This is a genomic window from Mesorhizobium loti (assembly GCA_014189435.1).
In the GTDB taxonomy this organism is placed as follows: domain Bacteria; phylum Pseudomonadota; class Alphaproteobacteria; order Rhizobiales; family Rhizobiaceae; genus Mesorhizobium; species Mesorhizobium loti_G.
This window is the reverse complement of sequence record CP050293.1, coordinates 5,147,133-5,168,327: the sequence shown is the minus strand read 5'-3', so window position 1 is coordinate 5,168,327 and position 21,195 is coordinate 5,147,133. Positions and strand designations below refer to the sequence as shown.

The following is a 21,195-nucleotide window of genomic DNA, read 5'->3' as shown; positions in this document are numbered from 1 at the left end:
GCTATTCGGCGGCCGATGCCAGCGGCCTGACCCTGGCCATCATCGAGCGCAGCACTGCCGGTTTGAGCGGCTTGTTGATCACGGCAATCTCCAGCCCGCCCGCAGCCGTGCGCACCTCGTTGGAGCGGTCGGCGGTGACCAGTACGGCCGGCAGGTTGTCGCCATGGATCGCGCGCAGCCTGACGATGAGTTCGAGACCGGTTTCGCCATCGAGATGATAGTCGGCAAGGACGATGTCCGGGCGACGCATCGTGGCGCTTTCCAGATCCCCTGAGCCGGACACGGTGTCGACATTGCAGCCCCAGCCTTCGAGCAGGAGCCGCATGCCTTCGAGGATGCGGACGTCGTTGTCGATGCACAGCACGTGCAGTCCCGCCAGCGAGGCTGTGGCGCGGGCCGGGGTTTTGGTTTCGATCTCGCGTCGCGGCTCCTGCACGGCCGCCACGGGCAGGATGACGGAGAAGCGCGTGCCCTTGCCCGGGTTGGAAAAGATCCGGATTTCCAGGCGCAACACGCGGGCGATGCGGTCGACGATGGAGAGGCCGAGACCGAGGCCCTCGGCCTCGCGCGCGCCTTCATCCAGTCGGGTGAATTCATGAAAGACCGTGTTCAGCTTGTCGCCGGCGATGCCGATGCCGGTGTCGATCACCTGGATCTCGGCCAGTTCGCCGCGCCGCCTGACGCCGACCAGCACACGGCCGTGGCGCGTGTATTTGATTGCGTTGGAGACGAGGTTCTGGATCAGGCGACGCAACAAATTGCGGTCCGTCGTCACCGTCAGCGATGACGGCATGATCGTCAGCTCGAGCTTCTTTTCGGCGGCCAGCGGTTGGAAGTCGTTGCCGATCTGGCGCAGCAATCCGTCGAGGTTGAAGGCGGTATCGTCCGGCTTCATCGCACCGGCGTCGAGGCGGGAGATGTCGAGCACGGCGCCGAGAATGGTCTCGACCGATTCCAGCGAGGATTCGATGTTGACCGCTGCCTTGCCGGCAGGTCCCTTGCCGGCCTTCTCGATCAGCGACGAGCAATAGAGCCTGGCAGCGTTCAGCGGCTGCAGGATGTCGTGGCCAGCGGCGGCGAGGAAGCGCGTCTTGCCGAGATTGGCCTCCTCGGCCAGCATCTGCGCCTGCGCCAGTTCCTCGTTGACCCGGGTCAGTTCGATGGTGCGGGTCTTGACGCGCTGCTCCAGCGATTCATTGGCGCGTTTCAGCGCCAAATCCTGCTCGACGCGCCCGGAAATGTCGGCATAGGTGGCGACAATGCCGCCGTCCGGCATCGGGTTGGACCGCAGTTCCAGGATGCGGCCCGAGGTTTTCAGCTCCATCTGCCATGGGCTGACGAAACTGGTCAGCCGGTTGAGCATGGCCACGCGCTGCTCCGCCGGAATGTCGCCGCGCTCCGAGAGATGGCGCAGGATGCTGTCGAGCGAGACGCCGACCTGGCCCATCTCGTCGGGCAGGTCGAACAGGGCCCGGTACTGGCGGTTCCAGCAGATCAGGCGGAAATCGCGATCGAAGACGGTGATGCCTTGTTCCATCTGGTCGAGCGCGATCTGCAGCAAGTCACGGTTGTGCTGCAGCGCCTCGGTGGCGTCGTCGAGCAAGCGGAAGGCGTCCCTCGATTCGCGGTCGTGGCGCCGAAACAGCAGCGACAGGATCAGCCGCGCCGAGGAGGAGCCGACGGCGCTGGCCAGCAATTGCTCGGAAAAGCGGATGACGTCCATGCTCGCCTGCTCGTTGCCGTGCAGCGAGATTCCGTTGGTCTTTTCGAACGACTGGAAGGAGCGCTCGGTGCGCTCGACGCCGAGATAGCGCCCGATCGTGTCCTTGAGGTCGTTGACGGTGATGGCGGTGCGGAAGCGGCGCAGGCTGGGCATCGGGCCGGCATCGCGCGGCACGAAGATCGACGCCTGGATGCGTTCCAGCGGCACCGATGCGCGCGAGAGGGAACCCAGCACAAAGAACACCGCGTTGATCGACAGGCTCCACAACACGCCGTGGTTCAGCGGTTCGGCGACGGTGCCGAACAGGGCCTGCGGCCGCAACGCCTCGAAGCCGAACAGCCCGTGCACGATGATGCCGGTATCGGGTGCGGCAAGCGATGGAAACAACAGCGTGTAGCCCCAGACGAGGATGCCGGCGACCATGCCAAGTGCTGCGCCCCGGCCATTGGCGCCGCGCCAGATCAGCCCGCCGATCAGCGCCGGCGCGAACTGTGCGATCGCCGCGAACGACATCAGGCCGATCGACGACAGCCGCGCGCTGTTGGTGCTCTCGCGGTAGTAGAGGAAGGCGATGAACAAAAGGATGAAGATCGCCCCGCGCCGAACATTGAGGATGAGCGTCGACCAGTCTTCGGTCTCGGACGTCGAGGTCTTGAGCAGGCGGCGCACGAACAACGGAATGACGAGGTCGTTGGAGATCATGATCGACAGCGCCACGCTCTCGACGATCACCATCGCGGTTGCCGCCGACAGCCCGCCGATGAAAGCCGCCATCGCCAGCACGTCATGGCCGCTGAACAAGGGCAGCGACAGCACGTAGAGATCGCTGCTGGTCCCGGTGCCGACCAGCGAAAGGCCGGCAAAGGCGATCGGCAGCACGAACAGATTGATCGCCACGAGGTAGAGCGGAAACACCCATGTCGCGGTGCGCAACTCGGCCTCGCCACGGTTCTCGACGATGGTGACGTAGAACTGCCGCGGCAGCATGATGATGGCAAAGCCGCTCAGGCAGGTCAGCACCAGCCAGGTGGCGAGCGAGGTGTTGTAGCTCATCGCCTGCCGAACCTGTGCATTCTGCGCGAGCTTGTCGACCATGTCGCCCGGGCCGCCGAAGATCAGGAAGGTGACCATCAGGCCGATGGCCAGGAAGGCGGCGAGCTTGACCACGGTTTCGACGGCCACCGCCAGCACCAGCCCGTCCTGGTGTTCGGTGGCGTCGGCGTGGCGTGTGCCGAACAGCACCGCAAACAGCGCCAGCAGCATGGCGACGACCAGCGAGATGTCGCTGACGAAGGGATCGAAGGAGGGCGGCGATCCCGTATAGTGCTCGACCATCAGGCTGACCGAACCGGAGATCGCCTTCAACTGCAGCGCGATGTAGGGGACCGCGCCGATGGTGGCGATCAGCGTGGCGATCGCCGCGACAGTAAAACTCTTGCCGTAGCGTGCGCCGAGGAAGTCGGCGATCGAGGTGATCTTCTCCGTCTTGGCCAGCCGCACGATGCGGTTGAGCAGCGGGAAGCCGAACACGAAGACCAGCACCGGGCCGGTATAGATACCCAGGAATTCGAGGCCGCGTTCGGAAGAGAGGCCGACCGAGCCGAAGAAGGTCCAGGACGTGCAGTAGATCGCGAGGCTGAGCGCGTAGATGAAGGGCCGGGCTCGGCTCGGCTCTGAAATGGCCGAGCGGCGGTCGCCCAGGCTGGCGATGGCGAACAGCAGCGTCACATAGGCGATCGCGATGATGACGATGAACAAGCCCTGCACGCCGGCAAGATCCTCCCTGTGCCGAATTTCAACCCGGCTTGCCCAGACGCAATCACAGCTTGGCGTCCGAGTCCATCACGGCTTTGGGTGCATGAAGGCCGTGATTTCCGGGACTGCCGCCGGGTAAGGAGAAACCGGTTGCTTTCTCCTTTTTGCCGATGTTGCAACCGGAGGTTTTTGTTATGTTGCCTCAGGTCGATGCCCGCAAGGACGGAAACGGCAGTTCGGCCGGTCACGACAAGGAGGGTCGAATGCTGAAAGAATTCCAGGAATTCATTTCCAAGGGCAATGTGATGGACCTTGCGGTCGGCGTCATCATCGGCGCGGCCTTCGGCAAGATCGTAGATTCTCTTGTCAACGACATCATCATGCCGATCGTCGGCGCGATTTTCGGCGGCTTGGACTTCAACAACTATTTCCTGGGGCTCTCCTCGGCCGTCAACGCCACCTCGCTGGCGGACGCCAAAAAGCAAGGCGCTGTTTTCGCCTATGGCAGCTTCATCACCGTGGCGCTGAACTTCATCATCCTCGCTTTCATCATCTTCCTGATGGTCAAGGCAGTGAACAACATGCGCAAGCGGCTTGAACGCGAGAAGCCGGCTGCACCAGCCGCTCCGCCGCCAGCCGATGTCGCGCTGCTCACCGAAATTCGCGACCTGCTCGCCAAGAGATAGACAGATCAGGTTCTTCTGGACCAAAACCCCGGTCGTTCGCGGCCGGGGTTTTCTGTTTTCGCATCTGGTAAGGAGCGCTGATGAACGCCGAGATCGGAACGGACCCGCCCATGACCCTGATCAACAGCTTGCGCACGGAAGCCCGCGCCGCGCCCGAAAGCGGCATTGTCGCCGTCGTCAATTACGGCCGCCTGCGCGAAGGCATGATCCCGCTCTGGGCCGGCGAGGGCGACCTGCCGACGCCTGCGTTCATCACCGATGCCGCGTCCAAAGCGCTGGCCGGTGGCGAGACGTTCTACACTTGGCAGAGGGGCATCCCCGATCTCAGGCAGGCGCTTTCCCGTTACTATGCCAGGCATTTCGGCAAGAATTTCCCCGAGGAGCAATTCATCGTCACCGGGTCCGGCATGCATGCCATCCAGCTGGCACTCGACGCGCTCGCAGGCGCCGGCGACGAGGTGGTCTACCTGTCGCCGGCCTGGCCGAATTTCGATGCCGCAGCAGGGATATCGGGAGCCGTTCCGGTGGCGGTCACGCTCGATCATTCCGGCAATGGCTGGTCCTGCGACGTCGAGAAGATTGCGGCGGCGATCACGCCGCGCACCAAGGCGCTGTTCATCAACACGCCGTCGAACCCAACCGGTTGGACCGCCGATCATGAGACCTTGCAGGCGATCCTCGATCTGGCGCGCGCGAGAAACCTCTGGATCATCGCCGACGAGATCTATTCGCTGTTCCACTACAGCCACGGCCGTGCGCCGTCCTTCCTCGACATCGCCACTGCGGAAGACCGCATCCTGTTCGTCAACAGTTTTTCCAAGAACTGGGCGATGACCGGCTGGCGTGTCGGCTGGATCAAGACCCATCCGAGCTTGCAGCAGGTGTTCGAGAACCTGATCCAGTATTCCAACTCCGGCGTCGCCCAGTTCATGCAGCGCGGCGCGGTTGCCGCCCTTGATGAGGGTGACGCCTTCGTTGCCGAACAGGTGGAGCGGGCACGCAAGGCGCGCGATCTGGTCTGCGATATTCTCGGAGCCACAGGCCGAGCCCGGTTCACCGTGCCGCAAGGCGCATTCTATCTGTTCTTCACCGTCGACGGCATTACCGATTCCCGCGCGGCTGCATTCGACATCGTCGACAAAGCCAATGTCGGCCTGGCGCCCGGCACCGCCTTCGGTCCCGGCGGCGAAGCCTTCCTCAGGCTGTGCTTCCACCGCCGCCTCGACCAGATCGAGGAAGCGGCGCACCGATTGGCGAAGTGGATGAAGACAGTTTGAGGATTGGGCTGGACATGAAAGCCGGCGCGTTTGAAGATTCTGGACCGCCTCACCCCTCGGCCGCGGTAACGGCATGGATCCTAGGGGCTGCGCCGCGTCGCTTCGCTCCTTGCTCCGCCCTAGGATGACGAAGTGAAAGATGCCTCAGCTAATCTCGAAGGTCGGCCATTGCTACGATGCCAGCTCTAACTTCTGTGACTAGCCAGAAGCCCCCGCGCCTTCGTCATCCTAGGGCGTAGCAGTCGCGAAGCGACGTCGCGGAGACCCTAGGATCCATGCCGTGACGTCGGAGCGTCGCGGCGTTGGAAGCAATCGACAGGCGCAAACAGCAACGGGCTTCAGCCGCCTGACTTGGGTACCAGCAGCGGTATGATCCGGTCGCTCTTCGCCACCGAAGGCCGGCCGGCGGAGCCATAGGGAATGCCGAGTGCATCCCAGGTCTCGACCAGCGCGTCCTGCAACTCGGCGATCAGCGCATCGGAATGAAACGGCGTCGGCGTGATGCGCAGCCGCTCGGTGCCGCGCGGCACCGTCGGGTAGTTGATCGGCTGGATGTAGATGCCGTGCACGCCGAGCAGGCGGTCGCTGGCCATCTTGCAGGCCTCCGGATCGCCGACCAGTAGGGGTACGATATGGGTCGGTGAGTCCATCACAGGCAGGCCGGCGGCCGAAAGGATCTGCTTGGTTCGTGTCGCCTGCTGCTGCTGGGCGTCGCGCTCTGCCTGCGAGCGCTTGAGATGGCGGATCGACGTGGTCGCCGCGGCCGCGATCGCCGGCGGCAGCGCCGTGGTGAAGATGAAGCCCGGCGCGTAGGAGCGCACGGCGTCGATCACGGCACTTGTGCCGGTGATGTAGCCGCCCAGCGTGCCGAACGCCTTGGCCAGCGTGCCTTCGATGATGTCGATGCGGTCGGCCAGGCCTTCGCGCTCGGTGATGCCGCCGCCGCGCGGTCCATACATGCCGACGGCATGGACCTCGTCGATATAGGTCATGGCGTTGTAGCGTTCGGCGAGCTCGACGATCTGCCTGATCGGCGCGATGTCGCCATCCATCGAATAGACGCTTTCGAAGACGATCAGCTTGGCGCGTTCGCGGCCGGCCGCCTGCAGCAGGCTTTCCAGATGCGCGACATCATTGTGGCGGAAGATCTTCTTTTCGGCGCCCGAGCGCCGCACACCTTCGATCATCGAGGCGTGGTTCAATTCGTCCGAGATGATCAGGCAGTTGGGCAAAAGCCTGGCGATGGTCGAAATCGAGGCTTCATTGGAGACAAAGCCGGAGGTGAAGACGAGCGCCGCTTCCTTGTCGTGCAGGTCGGCAAGCTCCAGTTCGAGCTCGACCAGCGGGTTGCTGGTGCCGGAAATGTTGCGGGTGCCGCCGGCGCCCGAACCCATCTTGCCGGCCGCATTCTGGAAAGCGGCGATGACGTCGGGATGCTGGCCCATGCCGAGATAGTCATTGGAGCACCAAACGGTGATTTCCTCGGCGCGGCCATTGGAACGCCAGATGGCGCGCGGAAACTTGCCCGCGATGCGCTCCAGGTCGGCGAAAACGCGATAGCGACGCTCGGCATGGAGCTGGTCGATCGCTTCCTCGAAGAACCGCTGATAATTCATGTCGACTTCCCAATTTTGCGCGGGATCATAATCATTGCCCTATTGGTCGTCCACCGGGCCTTTTTGGTCAAAATGCCACGCCCCGGACCTGTTCCTAACGACCACGGATCGTGGCCTATTCCCTTGATGTGGATCAATTTTGTTTCAGGACGATGCCACATGCCGACAACGTCGGTTACCACGAGTTCTAATGGCCAGGCGGCAGGCTTTCCAGTAGAGCGGGGGTTGAGACAGTTTCCGATAAATCTTGAGATGCGAGGTCACGGATGACAGTTTTGGTAACAGGCGGCGCCGGTTATATCGGCAGCCATATGGTCTGGGAGCTGCTGGATGCCGGCGAGAGCGTGGTCGTTCTCGACCGTCTTTCGACCGGTTTCGAATGGGCGGTGGCGCCGGAGGCAAAGTTGGTTGTCGGCGATGTCGCCGACAGGGAATTGGTCGGCTCTATCATCAGGGACAATCATGTCGACGCGATCATCCATTTCGCCGGTTCGATCGTGGTCCCGGAATCGGTCGCCGACCCGCTCAGTTATTATGAGAACAACACGTCGAAGACGCGCACGCTGATCGAGACCGCGGTGCGCGAGGGCGTGCCCAATTTCATCTTCTCCTCGACCGCGGCCGTCTATGGCGGCGCCGGACTGGAGCCGGTGCGCGAGGATGCCCGCTTGGCGCCGGAATCGCCCTACGGCCTGTCCAAGCTGATGAGCGAATGGATGCTACGCGATGCGGCGATCGCGCACGGGTTGCGCTATACGGCACTACGCTACTTCAACGTCGCCGGCGCCGACCCGAAGGGCCGCACCGGCCAGTCGACGCCTGGCGCCACCCATCTGATCAAGGTTGCCTGCGAGACGGCGCTCGGCAAGCGGCCGTTCATGCAGGTGTTCGGCACCGACTATCCGACGCCGGACGGCACCTGCATGCGCGACTACATCCATGTCAGCGATCTGGCGGCGGCGCATCGCCTTGCCCTGCAGCGGCTGCGCGCCGGGGGACAAAGCCTCGTCGCCAATTGCGGCTACAGCCATGGCTACTCGGTGCTCGAGGTCATCGACAGCGTGCGCCGCGCCTTCGGCCATGATTTCGAGGTGAAGATGGGCGATCGCCGTCCCGGCGACGCCGCGGCGGTGGTTGCCAATTCGGATCTCGCCCGCGCGGAACTCGGCTGGACCCCGCAACGCGACGATCTCGACCAGATCGTTGCCGACGCGCTTGCCTGGGAGCGCATCCTGACCGGCAAGAACTCCGCGCGGGGCTGAGCCGGGTTCCCCCAAGGGCTCGCAAGGCACGCGGCGAAGCGCTATTGAAGGCATTCGCGGCACGGCGTGGAGGCGTTGCGTCGCGTGGAGTCTTTGGGGGATGGCATGAAAATAACGGTGCTCGGGGCCGGTGTCGTCGGTACGGCCGCCGCCTATTATCTGGCGAGTGACGGCCACGAGGTCACCGTGATCGAGCGCCATGCGGCGCCGGCGCGCGGCACCAGTCAGTCGAACGCCGGCCTGGTCTCGCCAGGCGATGCCACCGCCTGGGCTTCGCCGGCGGCGCTGAAGACCTTCCTGCGTGCGCTCTACAACCATGATCTCGGCATCAAGGTCCGGCTGCGCTTCGATCCCTATTTCCTCGCCTGGAGCCTGCGCTTCCTGCGCCAATGCACGAAAGAGCGCCTGCGCGCCAACAGCCGGGTCAAGCTGCGCCTGGCGCTCTATTCGCGCGACTGCATCAACGCCATCTCAGCCGTTTCAGGCATTCACTATGACGAGCGCAAGAAGGGCATCCTTTATTTCTTCCGCTCGCAGCACAGCCTCGACACCGGCACCGACAATTATCGCTACCTGGCCGAGCACGGCCTGCCGATCGAGATCGTCGGTCGGGAGCGGCTGATCGAGCTTGAACCGGGTCTTGCCGGCGTGAAGGAAAAGATCGCCGGCGGCGTCTATTCGCCGATCGACCAGACCGGCGATTCCCGGCAGTTCGTGGAAAAGCTCGCGGCCTATTCAGCAGAAAAGCTCGGCGTGAAATTTCTCTACGGCACGACGGTTGAGGGCCTCGACATCGAGGGCGACCGGGTGCGCGCGGTGATGACTTCGGCCGGGCCGGTCGCCGGCGATGCCGTGGTCATCTCGATGGGACCGGAGAGCGGCCTTCTCGGGCGCCGCTACGGCATCGACCTGCCTGTCTATCCGGTGAAGGGTTATACCGCGACCATTCCGCTGGAGGACGAGAGCAAGGGGCCGACCATGGGCGGTGCCGACGAGGATCAGTTGATCGCCTATTCCAGGCTTGGCAACCGGCTGCGGCTCGCCTCGACCGCCGAATTCACCGGCTTCGACCGCAGCCATAAGCCCAGCGACTTCGCTGCCATGTTCAGGACCGGCAAGGATCTGTTCCCTGGTGCCTTCGACGAGAACAAGGCCGAGCTGTGGGCGGGCCTGCGGCCGATGATGCCGAACTCGGTGCCGGTCATCGGCCAGGCGCGCTACAAAAACCTCTATCTCGACACCGGCCACGGCCATGTCGGCTGGACCATGGCCTGCGGCTCGGGAAAATTCCTTGCCGACCTCGTCGCCGGCCGCAAGCCGGAGATCGACCCGCAAGGGCTGGTTTACGGAGGCTAAGATGTCGGGACCGCAAGTCGCCATCGACCTTGGCCGCATCGAGCGCAACGCCCGCACGATCGTCGAGCGCTGCGCGCTATCGGGCATCAAGGTGTTCGGCGTCACCAAGGGCACCTGCGGCATGCCGCAAGTGGCGCGCGCCATGCTGCGCGGCGGCGTTGCCGGCATCGCAGAATCGCGCTTCGAGAACATCCGCCGGCTGCGTGACAGCGGCATCAACGCGCCGATCATGCTGCTGCGCAGCCCGCCGATGGCGCGTGTCGAGGAGGTGGTGCGCACCGTCGACATCAGCCTGCAGTCGGAACTCGCCACCATCCGCGAGATTTCGCGTATCGCCGAGCGCATGGGCCGGGTTCACGACATCATGCTGATGATCGATCTCGGCGATCTCCGCGAAGGCATCTGGCCAAACGACCTTATTCCGACGGTCGAACAGATCCAGGAATTCAAGGGCGTGCGCATCGCCGGCATCGGCACCAATCTCGGCTGCTTCGGCGCCATCATGCCGACGCCGGAAAACCTCGGGCAACTCGTCGCCCATGCCTACAAGACCGAACGCCTGTCCGGCAAAAGCCTCGACTGGATTTCCGGCGGCGCCTCGTCGTCGCTGCCGCTGCTGCTCGAAGGCAGACTGCCGGCCGGCATCAACAATCTGCGGGTCGGCGAGGCGATCCTGCAGGGCGGCGTCGAGACCTTCCGCGACACGCCATGGGCGGAACTTGAACCCGATGCCTGCCGGCTGACCAGCGACATCATCGAGGTCAAGCTCAAGCCGTCACGGCCGATCGGCCAATCGGGCTACGACGCCTTCGGCAACCAGCCGGTCTTTCCCGACGAGGGCGACAGGCTGCGCGCTATCGCCAATATTGGCCGCGAGGACGTGCTGGTCGAGGGGCTGACGCCGATCGCCAAGGGGATACGGGTGCTCGGCGCCTCCAGCGACCATCTGCTGCTCGATGTCGCCGACGCCGATCCGCCGCCGGCCGTCGGCGACCGCGTCGCCTTCCGCATGAGCTATGGCGCCATGCTGTTGGCGATGACTTCGGAATATGTCGAGAAGGCCCCGATGCATGACGTCGAGGACTTTTCCGGCCGCAAGATGGTGCAGATCATGGCCGAGCAGGGGACAGCCGGCATCCTGGCCCGGGAAGGCACCGGCGCGCGGCTGGAAGCGATGAATTTCGACGTCGTGGAACTGGCCGATATCGAGCGGCCGCCATCGGGGCTGATCCGGCTGACAGTCGGTACCGACCGTCGCATCGTCCACAAGGCGCTGACCGCGACGGCGCGCGCGACGCATTCCTTCGGCCTGATCTGGATCGATTCCATAGCCGCCCTGATGCCCGAGGACGAGGACGGCATCGACCTGCCGGAAGGCTCGGTCCTGGCGCGCACCCTCGGCCTCGACCACAAGGCGGGCGCGCTGCAGCCGCAGCTGTCGCCGGAGAATGTCGTCATTGTCGGCCTCCGCCACGCCGACCCGGCCGAGGCGCGCGTGCTGAAGGACTCGCGCGTCTCCGCCTTCACCATGACCGACATCGACGCCATGGGCATGCGCGACCTGATGCATGAAGCGATCCGCATCGCCACGTCGGGCACGCAAGGTTTTCATGTCAGCTACTCGCCCACAGTGACTGAATTCGCCGGCTGGGCAGCGGGCTCCGGTGGGCTGACGGTGCGCGAAACGCATCAGGCGATGGAGGCGGTCGCGCTCTCCGGTGGTCTGTTGTCGATGGATGTTTCGGGTCTGACCGCAGGTCTGGAGCCACGGATCGGCACCGACGTGATCAACTTCGTCATGTCGGTTTTCGGCAAGCGGATCTTGTAGTCAGCCCTGCGCTTCGACCGCGGCGCGCCATGCGCTGACGTAGTCGGCCCAAACCGGGTCGGTCGGCGGCTCCATTCTTTCGCCTTTGCCTTGCGTCGTTGTCTGATCGGAGGCCAGGAGCGCCGCGCCGATGCTGGTGCCGGTGGCGGCTTCGGACGCAACAACGGCGCGTGCCGTGCTGGCTGCCAGCATGCCGACAAAGAGCCGGTTGCGGGCAAAGGGACCTTCGACAGTGGTCGGGCCGTCGGCGCCGATCAGGTCGAGGCAGGTCGCCGTCATCAAGGCCAGATAGAACGAGATGGCGGCAAAGCGCTGGCCATTGTTCATGCCGTCGGCGTTGAGCCATGTCGCAGCCTGATGCGGGAACGGCCCCGACCCTTGCTGGGTCGACGGCAGCAGCAGCACCTTTTGCGCCAGCACGGCGCCGACATCGGCTTCGGTCCACTGTTCCGGCTGGTCCTTCGTCAGCACGGAAAACTCGCGGCCACCCATGAAGCGCGCCGAGGGAACGGGATTGCCGAGTGCGTTGACATTGACCAGCGTGTCGCGCGCGGCATCCAGCGCAATCTGTTTGCCGCCGACTGCCATCGACACCACCCAGGTGCCGGTCGAGACGACGGAGAAAGGCGGTTTGTCGGACAGCAGATGCGGCAGCAGCGAGGCGTTGGAATCATGTAAGCCGCAGAACACTGGCGTTTGCGGATCGAGTCCGGTTCGCACCGCAACGATGGGCAGGATCGGGCCGAGGCGATCGCTCGCCGGCCGCACCGGCGCCATCAGGTCGCGCCATTCCAGGCTGTCGACCAATGATGAAAAATCCGCCTTCCAAGGGTTCCACAGATCGGTGTGGCAGCCGAGCGAAGTCACCTCGTTGGCGGCTATGCCGGTCAGGCGCAAGGCCCAGTATTGCGGGTACATCAGCATCGCGGCAGCCTTGGCGAATTCCGCCGCGAAGCTTTTCTGCTGCCAGAAGAATTGCGCAGCGAGATTGAGGCCGAGCGGCAGGCGCGGCGTGCCGGTCTCGGCGAAAGGCGGGCGGATCGCTTCATAATCCGCTGCCAGCCGGTCAGGGCCGTCGAATTCATAGTCGAGCACCGGCAGCACCAGCTCGCCCGCGGCATCGACCAGTGCGCCCGTCGCGCCATGGGTGGTGATCGATATGGCGTCGATGCGCTGCTCGCGGTTGAGGCTGGCAAGGCTGTCGAGGATGAACGTCCACAAGGCCTCGACATCGTGGTGCGGGTAGGGCGCCTGCCGCACCGGCGCATTGGCCATGCGGCGCAGCGCCATCTCGCTCAGCGTGGCGAGGTCGACCAGCGCCACCTTGGCGTTGGTCTTGCCGATGTCGATGACGGCCACGTGGCGCATCGCACTCATGCCATATGGAACACGGTTTCCAGCGGCACGGCCACCGGCTCGTTGTCCGGCCTGGTTTCCATGATGTCGGCCATGTGTGCCCACCAGCGCTGCATCACCGGATGCTTGGGCAGTTCGTCCATGCCGTGGTCGTCTCGCCGCCACAGCACGCCGAACAGGATATTGGTCTCCTCGTCGAGGTAGATGGAGTAATCGGAGACGCCGGCCTGCTTCAGCAGTGATACCAGCGCCGGCCAGATCTCGTCGTGACGCTTCCTGTACTCGGCCTTCATGCCGGGCTTCAGCTTCATCTTGAACGCGTATTTCTCAGGCATCAGCGCCCTCCGCGCAGCCGCCGCCAGACGATCGGCAGCGCGATGACGATGATCAGCAGCAGGCCGATGAAGATCGACATGACGATGCCGGGCACATTGAGCAGGCCAAGCCCGAAGGTCACCAGCCCCATGATGAAGGCGGCGAGCACGACGCCCAGAATGCTGCCTGCGCCGCCGAGAATGCTGACGCCGCCGAGCACCACCATGGTGATGACTTCCAGTTCGTAACCCTGTGCAATCGACGGCCGTGTCGAGCCAAGGCGCGAGGTGATCAGCACCGAGGCGATGCCCGACATCAGCCCGGTCAGGCAGAACAGGATGAACTTGGTGCGGCCGACGCGCACGCCGGAAAATTGCGCTGCGACCGGATTGTTGCCTATGGCAAAGACGCGTCGGCCGAAACTCGTGCGGTGCAGCAAGAACCAGTAGACGACGGCCGCAATGAGGAAGAGCACCAGTTCGAACGACACCACCCACCAGACATAGCCCTGGCCGAAAAAGGCGAAGCTTGAGGGGTAGCCCTTGTAGGCCTGGTCGCCGAGGATGATGAAGGCGATGCCGCGAAACAGGCTCATCGTGCCGATGGTGACGACGATGGAGGGCAGCCCGAGCCTTGTCACCAGCAACCCGTTGAAGGCGCCGCAGCCGAGCCCGACGACGATGCCGATCAGCACCAGCACCGGTGTGCCGGCGCCGGCCTGCACCGCCATGCCCATCATCGTCGAGGCGAGCGCGATGATGGCGGCGACGGACAGGTCGATCTCGCCCGAAATGATCAGCAGCGCCATGGCGAAGGCGATCAGGCCCTTCTCGGTGAAATTGAAGGTGAGATCGGACAGCGAGTACGGGTCGAGGAAATAGGGCGAGGCGAAGCTGTTGATGGCGAAGATGGCGACGGCCACCACGACCAGCAGTGCTTCCCAGGAAAAGATCGCGGAACGCAGTGGCTTGTCGAGCCGGTCGGGAATGTGGCGCGGGGCGGGGATGTCGGTCATGTCACCGCTTCCACCTTTCTGAGGATGATGCGGCCCTGCTGGCGTTCGCCGCGCGCATTGAGCACGACGGCCAGAATGATGGCGCTGCCCGAAATCGCCATCTGCCAGAAGGGCGAGATGTTGATGACCGGCAGCGCGTTGGAAATGATGCCGAGGAACAGCGCGCCGAGCACCGCGCCGCCGACCGAGCCGATGCCGCCGGCGATCGAGATGCCGCCGATAACGCAGGCGGCGATGATGTTGAGCTCATAGCCGTTGGCGACCTCGACCGAGGCGATGACGTAACGCGAGATCCAGAGGTAGCCGGAAAGCCCGCCGATCATGCCGGAGATGCAGAAGACGATGAACTTCGTCCGGCCGACATCGATGCCGGCATAGACCGATGCCGTCGGGTTGACGCCGATGGCATAGATCGAGCGGCCGAGCGCGGTGCGCGTCATCAAGACGAAGAACAGCCCGATGACCAGGATGGCGATCCACGACAGCACCGGAATGCCGAGGAAGGCGGCGCGCTGAAAGCCGATGAAGTCCGGGCTCATCTTGTCGGCGTTGACCCACGCACCGCCGGACAGGACGAAGGTGGCGCCGCGATAGATGGTCAGCGTGCCCAACGTCACCACGATCGAGGGGATGTTCAGCCGCCACACCAAAAGGCCGTTGATGGCGCCCAGCACCAGTCCGACGGCCAGCGCGATAACGATCAGCAGCGGGATCGGGATCGCCGGATGCGCGGCGTTCAGCATCGCCACCACCATGCCGGTGAAGCAGAGGTTGGACGCCATTGACAGATCGATCGACCGGGTCAGGATGACAACCATCTGGCCAAGCGCCAGGATCATCAGGATCGAGGTGTCGTTGAACACCTGGCGCAGATTGCCGGGGTCGGCAAAGGCCGGGAAGCGCGTCGAGATCAATCCGATCAGCACGACGATGGCCGCGAACAGCCAGATTTCGCGGTATTTGAGGAAAGCCTTCATGCCGCGATCCCTGCTGCCGTCCTGACCAGCGTTTCGGCGTCCAGTCCCTTGTTGTCGTAGACCGCCGCGACGAGACCCTCGCGCATGACGACGACGCGGTCGGACATGCCGAGGATTTCGGGCAGTTCGGACGACACCATGATCACCGACAGGCCTTGCGCCACCAGCTCGGCCATGAAGCCGTGCACCGCGGCCTTGGAGCCGATATCGATGCCCTTGGTCGGCTCGTCCAGGATGATGACCTTGGGCGCGGTTGCCAGCCATTTGGCGATGACGATCTTCTGCTGGTTGCCGCCAGACAGCGTACCGACATCCTGACTGAGCGAAGAGGCGCGCAGGTCGAGCCGCTCGGTGTAGGAGCGGGCCAGATCGAATTCTTCCGCCAGCCGCAGCAGGCCGGATCTGGAGGTACGCTTGAGCGAAGGCAGCGAGACGTTCTGGAAGATCGGCAGGCCGATCACCACGCCTTGCTTGCCGCGCTCCTCCGGCACATAGACGATGCCGGCATCGATCGAATCCGCCGCCGATTTCGGCGCGATCGTCTTGCCTTCCAGCGTGATCGTGCCGGCTGAGGTGCGGGTGATGCCCGATATCGCCTGCATCACCTCGCTGCGCCCGGCGCCGACAAGGCCGTAGAAACCGAGGATTTCGCCCTTGTGCAATTCGAAGCCGATGTCGTTGAATTCGGTCGGGTGCGACAGGCCGGAAACGGAGAGCACAGGCGCGCCGATCTCGGCCTTGCGCTGCGGGAAGATGTGGTCGACCGCGCGGCCGACCATCAGGCGCACGATCTGGCTCTGGCCGGCATCCTTGATCAGGCCTTCGCCGACCATCTCGCCATCGCGGAACACCGTGTAGCGGTCGGCGATGCGGTAGATCTCGTCGAACTTGTGGCTGATGAACAGGATCGCCTTGCCTTCGCTCTTGAGGAACTCGATGAGCAGGAAAAGCTCCTCGATCTCCTTCATCGAAAGCGCGGCGGTCGGCTCGTCCATGATGACGATCTGCGCGTCGATAGACATGGCTCGCGCGACGGCGACCAGATGCTTGTTGGCGATGCCGAGGTCCTTCAGCCGCGCGTCGGCGTCGATATGGCCTGCATGCATGGTGTCGAGCACTTCGCGCGCATTTTTGCGCATCGTGCGCCAGTCGATGGTGCCGAAGCGCGTGCGCGGCGCGTGGCCGAGAAAGATGTTTTCGGCAACCGTCAAATCGTCGAACAGCACGGTTTCCTGGTGGATGGCGGTGACGCCATAGCCGAAGGCGGCATGCGCGCTGGGCAGGGTGACGGCCTCGCCGTCGATGCTGATGGTGCCCGCATCGGGCTGGTAGATGCCGGTCATGATCTTGACCAGCGTCGACTTGCCGGCGCCGTTTTCGCCGATCAACGCGGTGACCTCGCCCGGATAGAGCGACAGGCTGACATTGTGCAGCGCGCGCACGCCGGGAAAGCTCTTGGAGATGCCGGACAGCGTCAGGCGTGGGGCTGCTTTACCCTCCCCCTTGTGGGAAAGGTCGCAAACAAGGTGAGCGGGGTCTACAGGCATATCAAGGTCCTGGCACATGGAGATGTCGCCACCCGCATATAGATTCTTACGAAGAGGGACCCCCACCCTAACCCTCCCCACAAGGGGGAGGGAACGCTGCCGCGCGCTCTGTATCTCCGCTCTTGCATCCAGGCCTCAGTAATTTGCAGAGATCAGCACCAGCAGGGTCTCCCTCCCCCTTGTGGGGAGGGATTAAGGGTGGGGGGTACGTGCCGGGCCAACATTTCAGAAATATGCAAATGCCCTCCCCACAAGGGGGAGGGTGCAACCGCTCCAGATCAATAGATCTTGGAGAATTTCTCGATGTTGGTCTTGTCGAACTGGAAGGGCGGAGCCATCGCGGCCGAGTTGGTGTCGTCGAGCGTGACCTTGCCGACGCGGCCGATCGACAGCGTGGCGCCGGGCTTGGCCTCTTCCTTCTTCACCGCCAGATCATGGGCGAGGTAGACGGCCGAGTAGCCGAGATCGATCGGGTTCCACAGCGCAACCGCCTGGCTGGAACCGTTGTCGATGAACTTCTTGAACTCGGACGGCAGCGCGAGACCGGTGACATTGACCTTGCCGATGAGGTTCTCGTCGGTGACGACTTGGGCGGCGGCAACGACGCCGACGGTGGTCGGCGCGATGATCGCCTTGAGGTTCGGATAGGACTTCAGCAGACCCTTGGCTTCGTCGGTGCTCTTGGCGGAGTCGTCATCGCCATAGACCGTGGCGACGAGTTTGATCTTGGGGAACTTCTCCGGCAGGATCTTCTTGGCCGCATCGATCCAGGCGTTCTGGTTGGTCGCGGTCGACGACGCTGACAGGATGGCGACGTCGCCGCCTTCCGGCAGGTAGTCGGCCGCGAGCTTGATGATGGTCTCGCCGATCAGGCCGGTGTCGGACGGGTTGAGGTGAAGCTGGCGGCCTTCCTTGGCGACGCCCGAATCCCACGAGATGACGGTGATGCCGCGTTCCATGGCCTTCTTCAGCACCGGCACCAGCGCGTCGGCGTCATTGGCCGAAATGGCGATGGCGTTGACCTTCTGGGCGATCAGCGAATTGACCACTTCGATCTGCGCTTCCGCGGTCGCCTTGGTCGGGCCGGTGTAGATGATGTCGACATCGCCGAGTTCCTTGGCCGCCTCTTCGGCGCCTTTGTTGGCGGCATCGAAGAAGCCGTTGCCGAGCGACTTCACCACCAGCGCGATCTTGACGTTTTCTGCGTAGGCTGCATTCACGAACATGGCGGCAGAGAATGCCGCCGTCACCATCAATTTCTTCAAGAAGCTCATCGAATATCCTCCCTTGAGCGTTGCATTCCATCACCGCTGCGGGCGTGAGGGTGTCTCAGGCCTGCAGTGAAGATTCTTCCTTTGCCGACTTGCGGGCGACGATCAGCGTCACGCCTGCGGTTTCCAACATCTTGGCTTCGCGATCCTCGATCCCGTCATCGGTGATGACGGTGGCGATGCGCGACAGGCCGCACAGGATCAGGCTGGAGCGCTTGCGGAATTTCGAGGAATCGACCAGCACCACCAGCTCGTCGGCCTGGTCGATCAGTTTCTGCTCCGCCTGGATCAGCAGGGGATCGCCTTCCATCAGCCCGAGCGGCCCCAGCCCCTGCGCGCCCATGAACATGCGGCGCGCGTAGAAATTGCGCGTCACGTCATTGTCGAAGGGCGACAGGATGATGTTCTGCTCGCGATAGATGGTGCCGCCCGACAGCATTACCGTGTTCTTCGAGTGCTTGAGCAGGTGCTCGGCGATCGGGAACGAATTGGTGAAGATCGGCATGCGGCGGCCGGTCAGGAAATGCACCATCTGGAAGGTGGTGGTGCCGCCATTGATGATGATCGGTTCGCCGTCCTTGCACAGCTCCACCGCTTCGCGGGCAATTGCCCGCTTTTGCGAGGCGTTGATCGTTTCGTTGACGGAAAAGGGCCGGCCGGCCAGCCCGATGAACTGTGGCGGCGAGATCGCCTCGGCGCCACCGCGCACACGGCGAAGGCGCTTTTGAACGTGGAGGGCCGCGATATCGCGCCGGATTGTCGCCTCGGAAGACTCCGTCAGGTCGACCATCTCCTGCACCGTCACAACAGGCTTTTCCTGGACGGCGGACAGAATGATCCTGTGGCGCTCTTTTTCGTGCATGGTTCCTCCCTGCCTGAGCATCTAGGCACCCAAAACGCGCAGTGTCAATCATTTCCGATCATATAATTTCATTGTGCAGTGCAGTATGATCGATGTTGATCGTTTGTGATTGACAAGTTGGCCGCTTCCGTGGAAATTCGGGTCAAATGGGCCGCACCGTTTGCGTGCCTTTCGGGAGGATACCCTATGCTCGACAAGCGCACCGGCGCGCGCCTCGCCAATCTGTGGGATGAGGCCAAGGCTCAAACGATGAGCGAGCCGGAACTTCTGGTCTATCGCTCGAACACACTCGGCTCCGACAAGCGTGTCACCAACTATGGCGGCGGCAACACGTCCTCGAAGATGTGGCAGAAAGACCCGCTCACCGGCGAGAGCGTCGAAGTGCTGTGGGTCAAGGGATCGGGCGGCGACAGTGCTTCGATCAAGCTTGATGGTTTTGCCACGCTCTACATGGACAAGCTGCGCGCGCTGAAAGGCCTATATCGGGGCGTTGAGCACGAAGACGAGATGGTGGGGTATCTGCCTCACTGCACGTTCAATCTGAATCCGCGCGCGGCCTCGATCGACACGCCGCTGCATGCCTATGTGCCGAGGCCTTTTGTCGACCACATGCATCCCGACGCCATCATTGCCATTGCCGCGGCGAAAGATTCCAAGGCGCTGACCAAGGAGATCTTCGGCGACGCCATAGGCTGGTTGCCCTGGAAGCGCCCCGGCTTCGAACTCGGCCTGTGGCTGGAGAAATTCTGCCTCGAACATCCCGCCGCCAAGGGCGTCATTCTGGAAAGCCACGGCCTGTTCACCTGGGGCGACACCCCTGTGGAATGCTACGAGACGACGATCTCGGTGATCAACCAGGCGATCGAATGGTTCGAGCGCCGCTCCGAGGGCCTCGCGATCTTTGGTGGTGAAGTGGTCAAGTCGCTCGACGCCACTGAGCGCCGTGCCATCGCGGCAAAACTGATGCCGAGGATCCGCGGCCTGATCTCGGAAAAGAGCCACAAAACGGGCCATTTCGATGATTCCGCCGCCGTGCTCGAATTCGTCAACTCCAGGGATTTGCGGCCGCTGGCAGCACTCGGCACGTCGTGCCCTGACCATTTCCTGCGCACCAAGATCCGTCCGCTGGTCATCGAGTTCGATCCGGCAAAGCCTGACGTCGATGCCGTCATCGCGCGGCTTGCCGATGACGTGGCTGCCTATCGCGTTGGCTACCAGGCCTATTACGACAGCTGCAAGCATGCGGATTCGCCCGCCATCCGCGATCCAAATGCCGTTGTCTATCTGATGCCCGGCGTCGGCATGTTCACCTTCGCCGGCGACAAGGCGACGGCCCGCATTTCGGGTGAGTTCTACGTCAACGCCATCAACGTCATGCGCGGTGCATCGACCGTCTCGTCCTATGTCGGCCTGCCCGCACAGGAAGCCTTCGACATCGAATACTGGCTGCTCGAGGATCTGAAGCTGCAGCGCATGCCGAAGCCGAAGTCGCTTGCCGGCCAGATCGCGCTGGTCACCGGCGGCGCAGGCGGCATCGGCCGCGCCACGGCCGACCGCCTGCTGCGCGAAGGCGCCTGCGTCGTGCTGGCCGACATCGACGAGGCAGCGCTGGCCAGCGCCAATGACGAACTGGCCAAGGCCTATGGCAAGGATTTTGTCCGGCCGGTGCTGATCAATGTCACCTCGGAGGACCAGGTCATCTCGGGCTTTGCCGAGACGGCGGTCGAGTTCGGCGGTATCGACATTCTGGTGTCGAATGCTGGCCTTGCCACCTCGGCGCCGATCGAGGAGACGACGCTGGCGCTGTGGAACAAGAACATGGACATCCTGTCGACCGGCTATTTCCTGGTCTCGCGGGAAGCGTTCCGGCTGTTCAGGGTGCAGAAGATCGGCGGCAACATCGTCTTCGTCGCGTCGAAGAACGGCCTTGCCGCCTCGCCCAACGCCGCCGCCTATTGCACCGCCAAGGCCGCCGAGATCCATCTCGCCCGCTGCCTGGCGCTGGAGGGCGCGGAAGCCCAGATCAGGGTCAATGTCGTAAACCCGGACGCGGTGCTGCGCGGCTCGAAGATCTGGACCGGCGAGTGGAAGGAACAGCGCGCCGCAGCCTACAAGATGTCGACCGACGATCTGGAGGAGCACTACCGCTCGCGTTCGATGCTGAAACGCTCGGTGTTCCCGGAAGACATCGCGGAGGCGATCTATTTCTTTGCCTCCGACATGTCGGCCAAGTCCACCGGCAACATCATCAATGTCGACGCGGGCAACGCTCAGAGCTTTACGCGATAATTTCTTACCCTCCCCCTTGTGGGGAGGGTCGGCAGGCAGTCGCCGCGAAGCGGTGAGTGC

The 21,195-nt window shown here is 63.5% G+C and carries 15 protein-coding genes; 6 read left to right on the top strand and 9 right to left on the bottom strand.

The annotated features are described in order from the left end of the window. Position 1 precedes the first annotated feature (1 nt). Positions 2-3,490, bottom strand: a complete 3,489-nt coding sequence (locus tag HB777_24785; protein ID QND66809.1) for a response regulator — start codon at positions 3,488-3,490, stop codon at positions 2-4. A gap of 251 nt (positions 3,491-3,741) precedes the next feature. On the opposite strand from HB777_24785, the gene mscL reads away from it, so the two are divergent. Then, on the top strand, positions 3,742-4,164 hold the full coding sequence (gene mscL, locus HB777_24780; protein ID QND66808.1) for a large conductance mechanosensitive channel protein MscL: 423 nt from the start codon (positions 3,742-3,744) through the stop codon (positions 4,162-4,164). A 110-nt stretch (positions 4,165-4,274) separates the two neighbouring features. Further along, on the top strand, positions 4,275-5,441 hold the full coding sequence (locus HB777_24775) for a pyridoxal phosphate-dependent aminotransferase (protein ID QND68898.1): 1,167 nt from the start codon (positions 4,275-4,277) through the stop codon (positions 5,439-5,441). Positions 5,442-5,779: 338 nt separating this feature from the next. On the opposite strand, the gene hemA is transcribed toward HB777_24775, so the two are convergent. Beyond that, positions 5,780-7,057 (bottom strand): 5-aminolevulinate synthase, encoded by a 1,278-nt coding sequence (hemA, locus tag HB777_24770; GenBank protein QND66807.1) that lies wholly within the window; start codon positions 7,055-7,057, stop codon positions 5,780-5,782. Positions 7,058-7,323: 266 nt separating this feature from the next. Between hemA and galE the strand changes: the two genes are divergently transcribed. From galE to HB777_24755, 3 genes are all read left to right on the top strand, one after another. Continuing rightward, entirely contained in the window at positions 7,324-8,319 is a 996-nt protein-coding gene (gene galE, locus HB777_24765) for a UDP-glucose 4-epimerase GalE (protein ID QND66806.1), read from the top strand. A 105-nt stretch (positions 8,320-8,424) separates the two neighbouring features. Beyond that, positions 8,425-9,675 carry a D-amino acid dehydrogenase gene (locus HB777_24760; protein QND66805.1) on the top strand — a complete coding sequence of 417 codons (1,251 nt, stop codon included), beginning with the start codon at positions 8,425-8,427 and terminating at the stop codon, positions 9,673-9,675. Between the two features lies 1 nt (position 9,676). Continuing rightward, positions 9,677-11,503 (top strand): alanine racemase, encoded by a 1,827-nt coding sequence (locus HB777_24755; protein QND66804.1) that lies wholly within the window; start codon positions 9,677-9,679, stop codon positions 11,501-11,503. On the opposite strand, the gene HB777_24750 is transcribed toward HB777_24755, so the two are convergent. The 7 genes from HB777_24750 to HB777_24720 all read right to left on the bottom strand — a co-directional run bounded on the left by HB777_24750 (position 11,504) and on the right by HB777_24720 (position 18,846). Continuing rightward, the gene (locus HB777_24750; protein QND66803.1) at positions 11,504-12,880 is read right to left on the bottom strand and encodes a carbohydrate kinase; all 1,377 of its coding nucleotides are present in this window, start codon (positions 12,878-12,880) and stop codon (positions 11,504-11,506) included. Beyond that, the gene (rhaM, locus tag HB777_24745) at positions 12,877-13,194 is read right to left on the bottom strand and encodes an L-rhamnose mutarotase (GenBank protein QND66802.1); all 318 of its coding nucleotides are present in this window, start codon (positions 13,192-13,194) and stop codon (positions 12,877-12,879) included. The genes HB777_24750 and rhaM overlap by 4 nt, the downstream gene beginning before the upstream one ends. Next, positions 13,194-14,189 (bottom strand): ABC transporter permease, encoded by a 996-nt coding sequence (locus HB777_24740; protein QND66801.1) that lies wholly within the window; start codon positions 14,187-14,189, stop codon positions 13,194-13,196. Before HB777_24740 ends, rhaM begins: the two co-directional genes overlap by 1 nt. Beyond that, positions 14,186-15,166, bottom strand: a complete 981-nt coding sequence (locus HB777_24735) for an ABC transporter permease (protein QND66800.1) — start codon at positions 15,164-15,166, stop codon at positions 14,186-14,188. Before HB777_24735 ends, HB777_24740 begins: the two co-directional genes overlap by 4 nt. After that, on the bottom strand, positions 15,163-16,644 hold the full coding sequence (locus HB777_24730) for a sugar ABC transporter ATP-binding protein (protein QND68897.1): 1,482 nt from the start codon (positions 16,642-16,644) through the stop codon (positions 15,163-15,165). Before HB777_24730 ends, HB777_24735 begins: the two co-directional genes overlap by 4 nt. A 347-nt stretch (positions 16,645-16,991) precedes the next feature. Continuing rightward, entirely contained in the window at positions 16,992-17,987 is a 996-nt protein-coding gene (gene rhaS / locus HB777_24725; protein ID QND66799.1) for a rhamnose ABC transporter substrate-binding protein, read from the bottom strand. Positions 17,988-18,042: 55 nt separating this feature from the next. Beyond that, positions 18,043-18,846: a DeoR/GlpR transcriptional regulator gene (locus tag HB777_24720; protein QND66798.1), complete on the bottom strand. Its 804-nt coding sequence runs from the start codon at positions 18,844-18,846 to the stop codon at positions 18,043-18,045. 186 nt (positions 18,847-19,032) lie between these two features. On the opposite strand from HB777_24720, the gene HB777_24715 reads away from it, so the two are divergent. Further along, a complete protein-coding gene (locus HB777_24715; GenBank protein QND66797.1) occupies positions 19,033-21,135 on the top strand; it encodes a bifunctional rhamnulose-1-phosphate aldolase/short-chain dehydrogenase in 2,103 nt (700 codons plus the stop codon). The last annotated feature ends 60 nt before the right edge of the window (positions 21,136-21,195 follow it).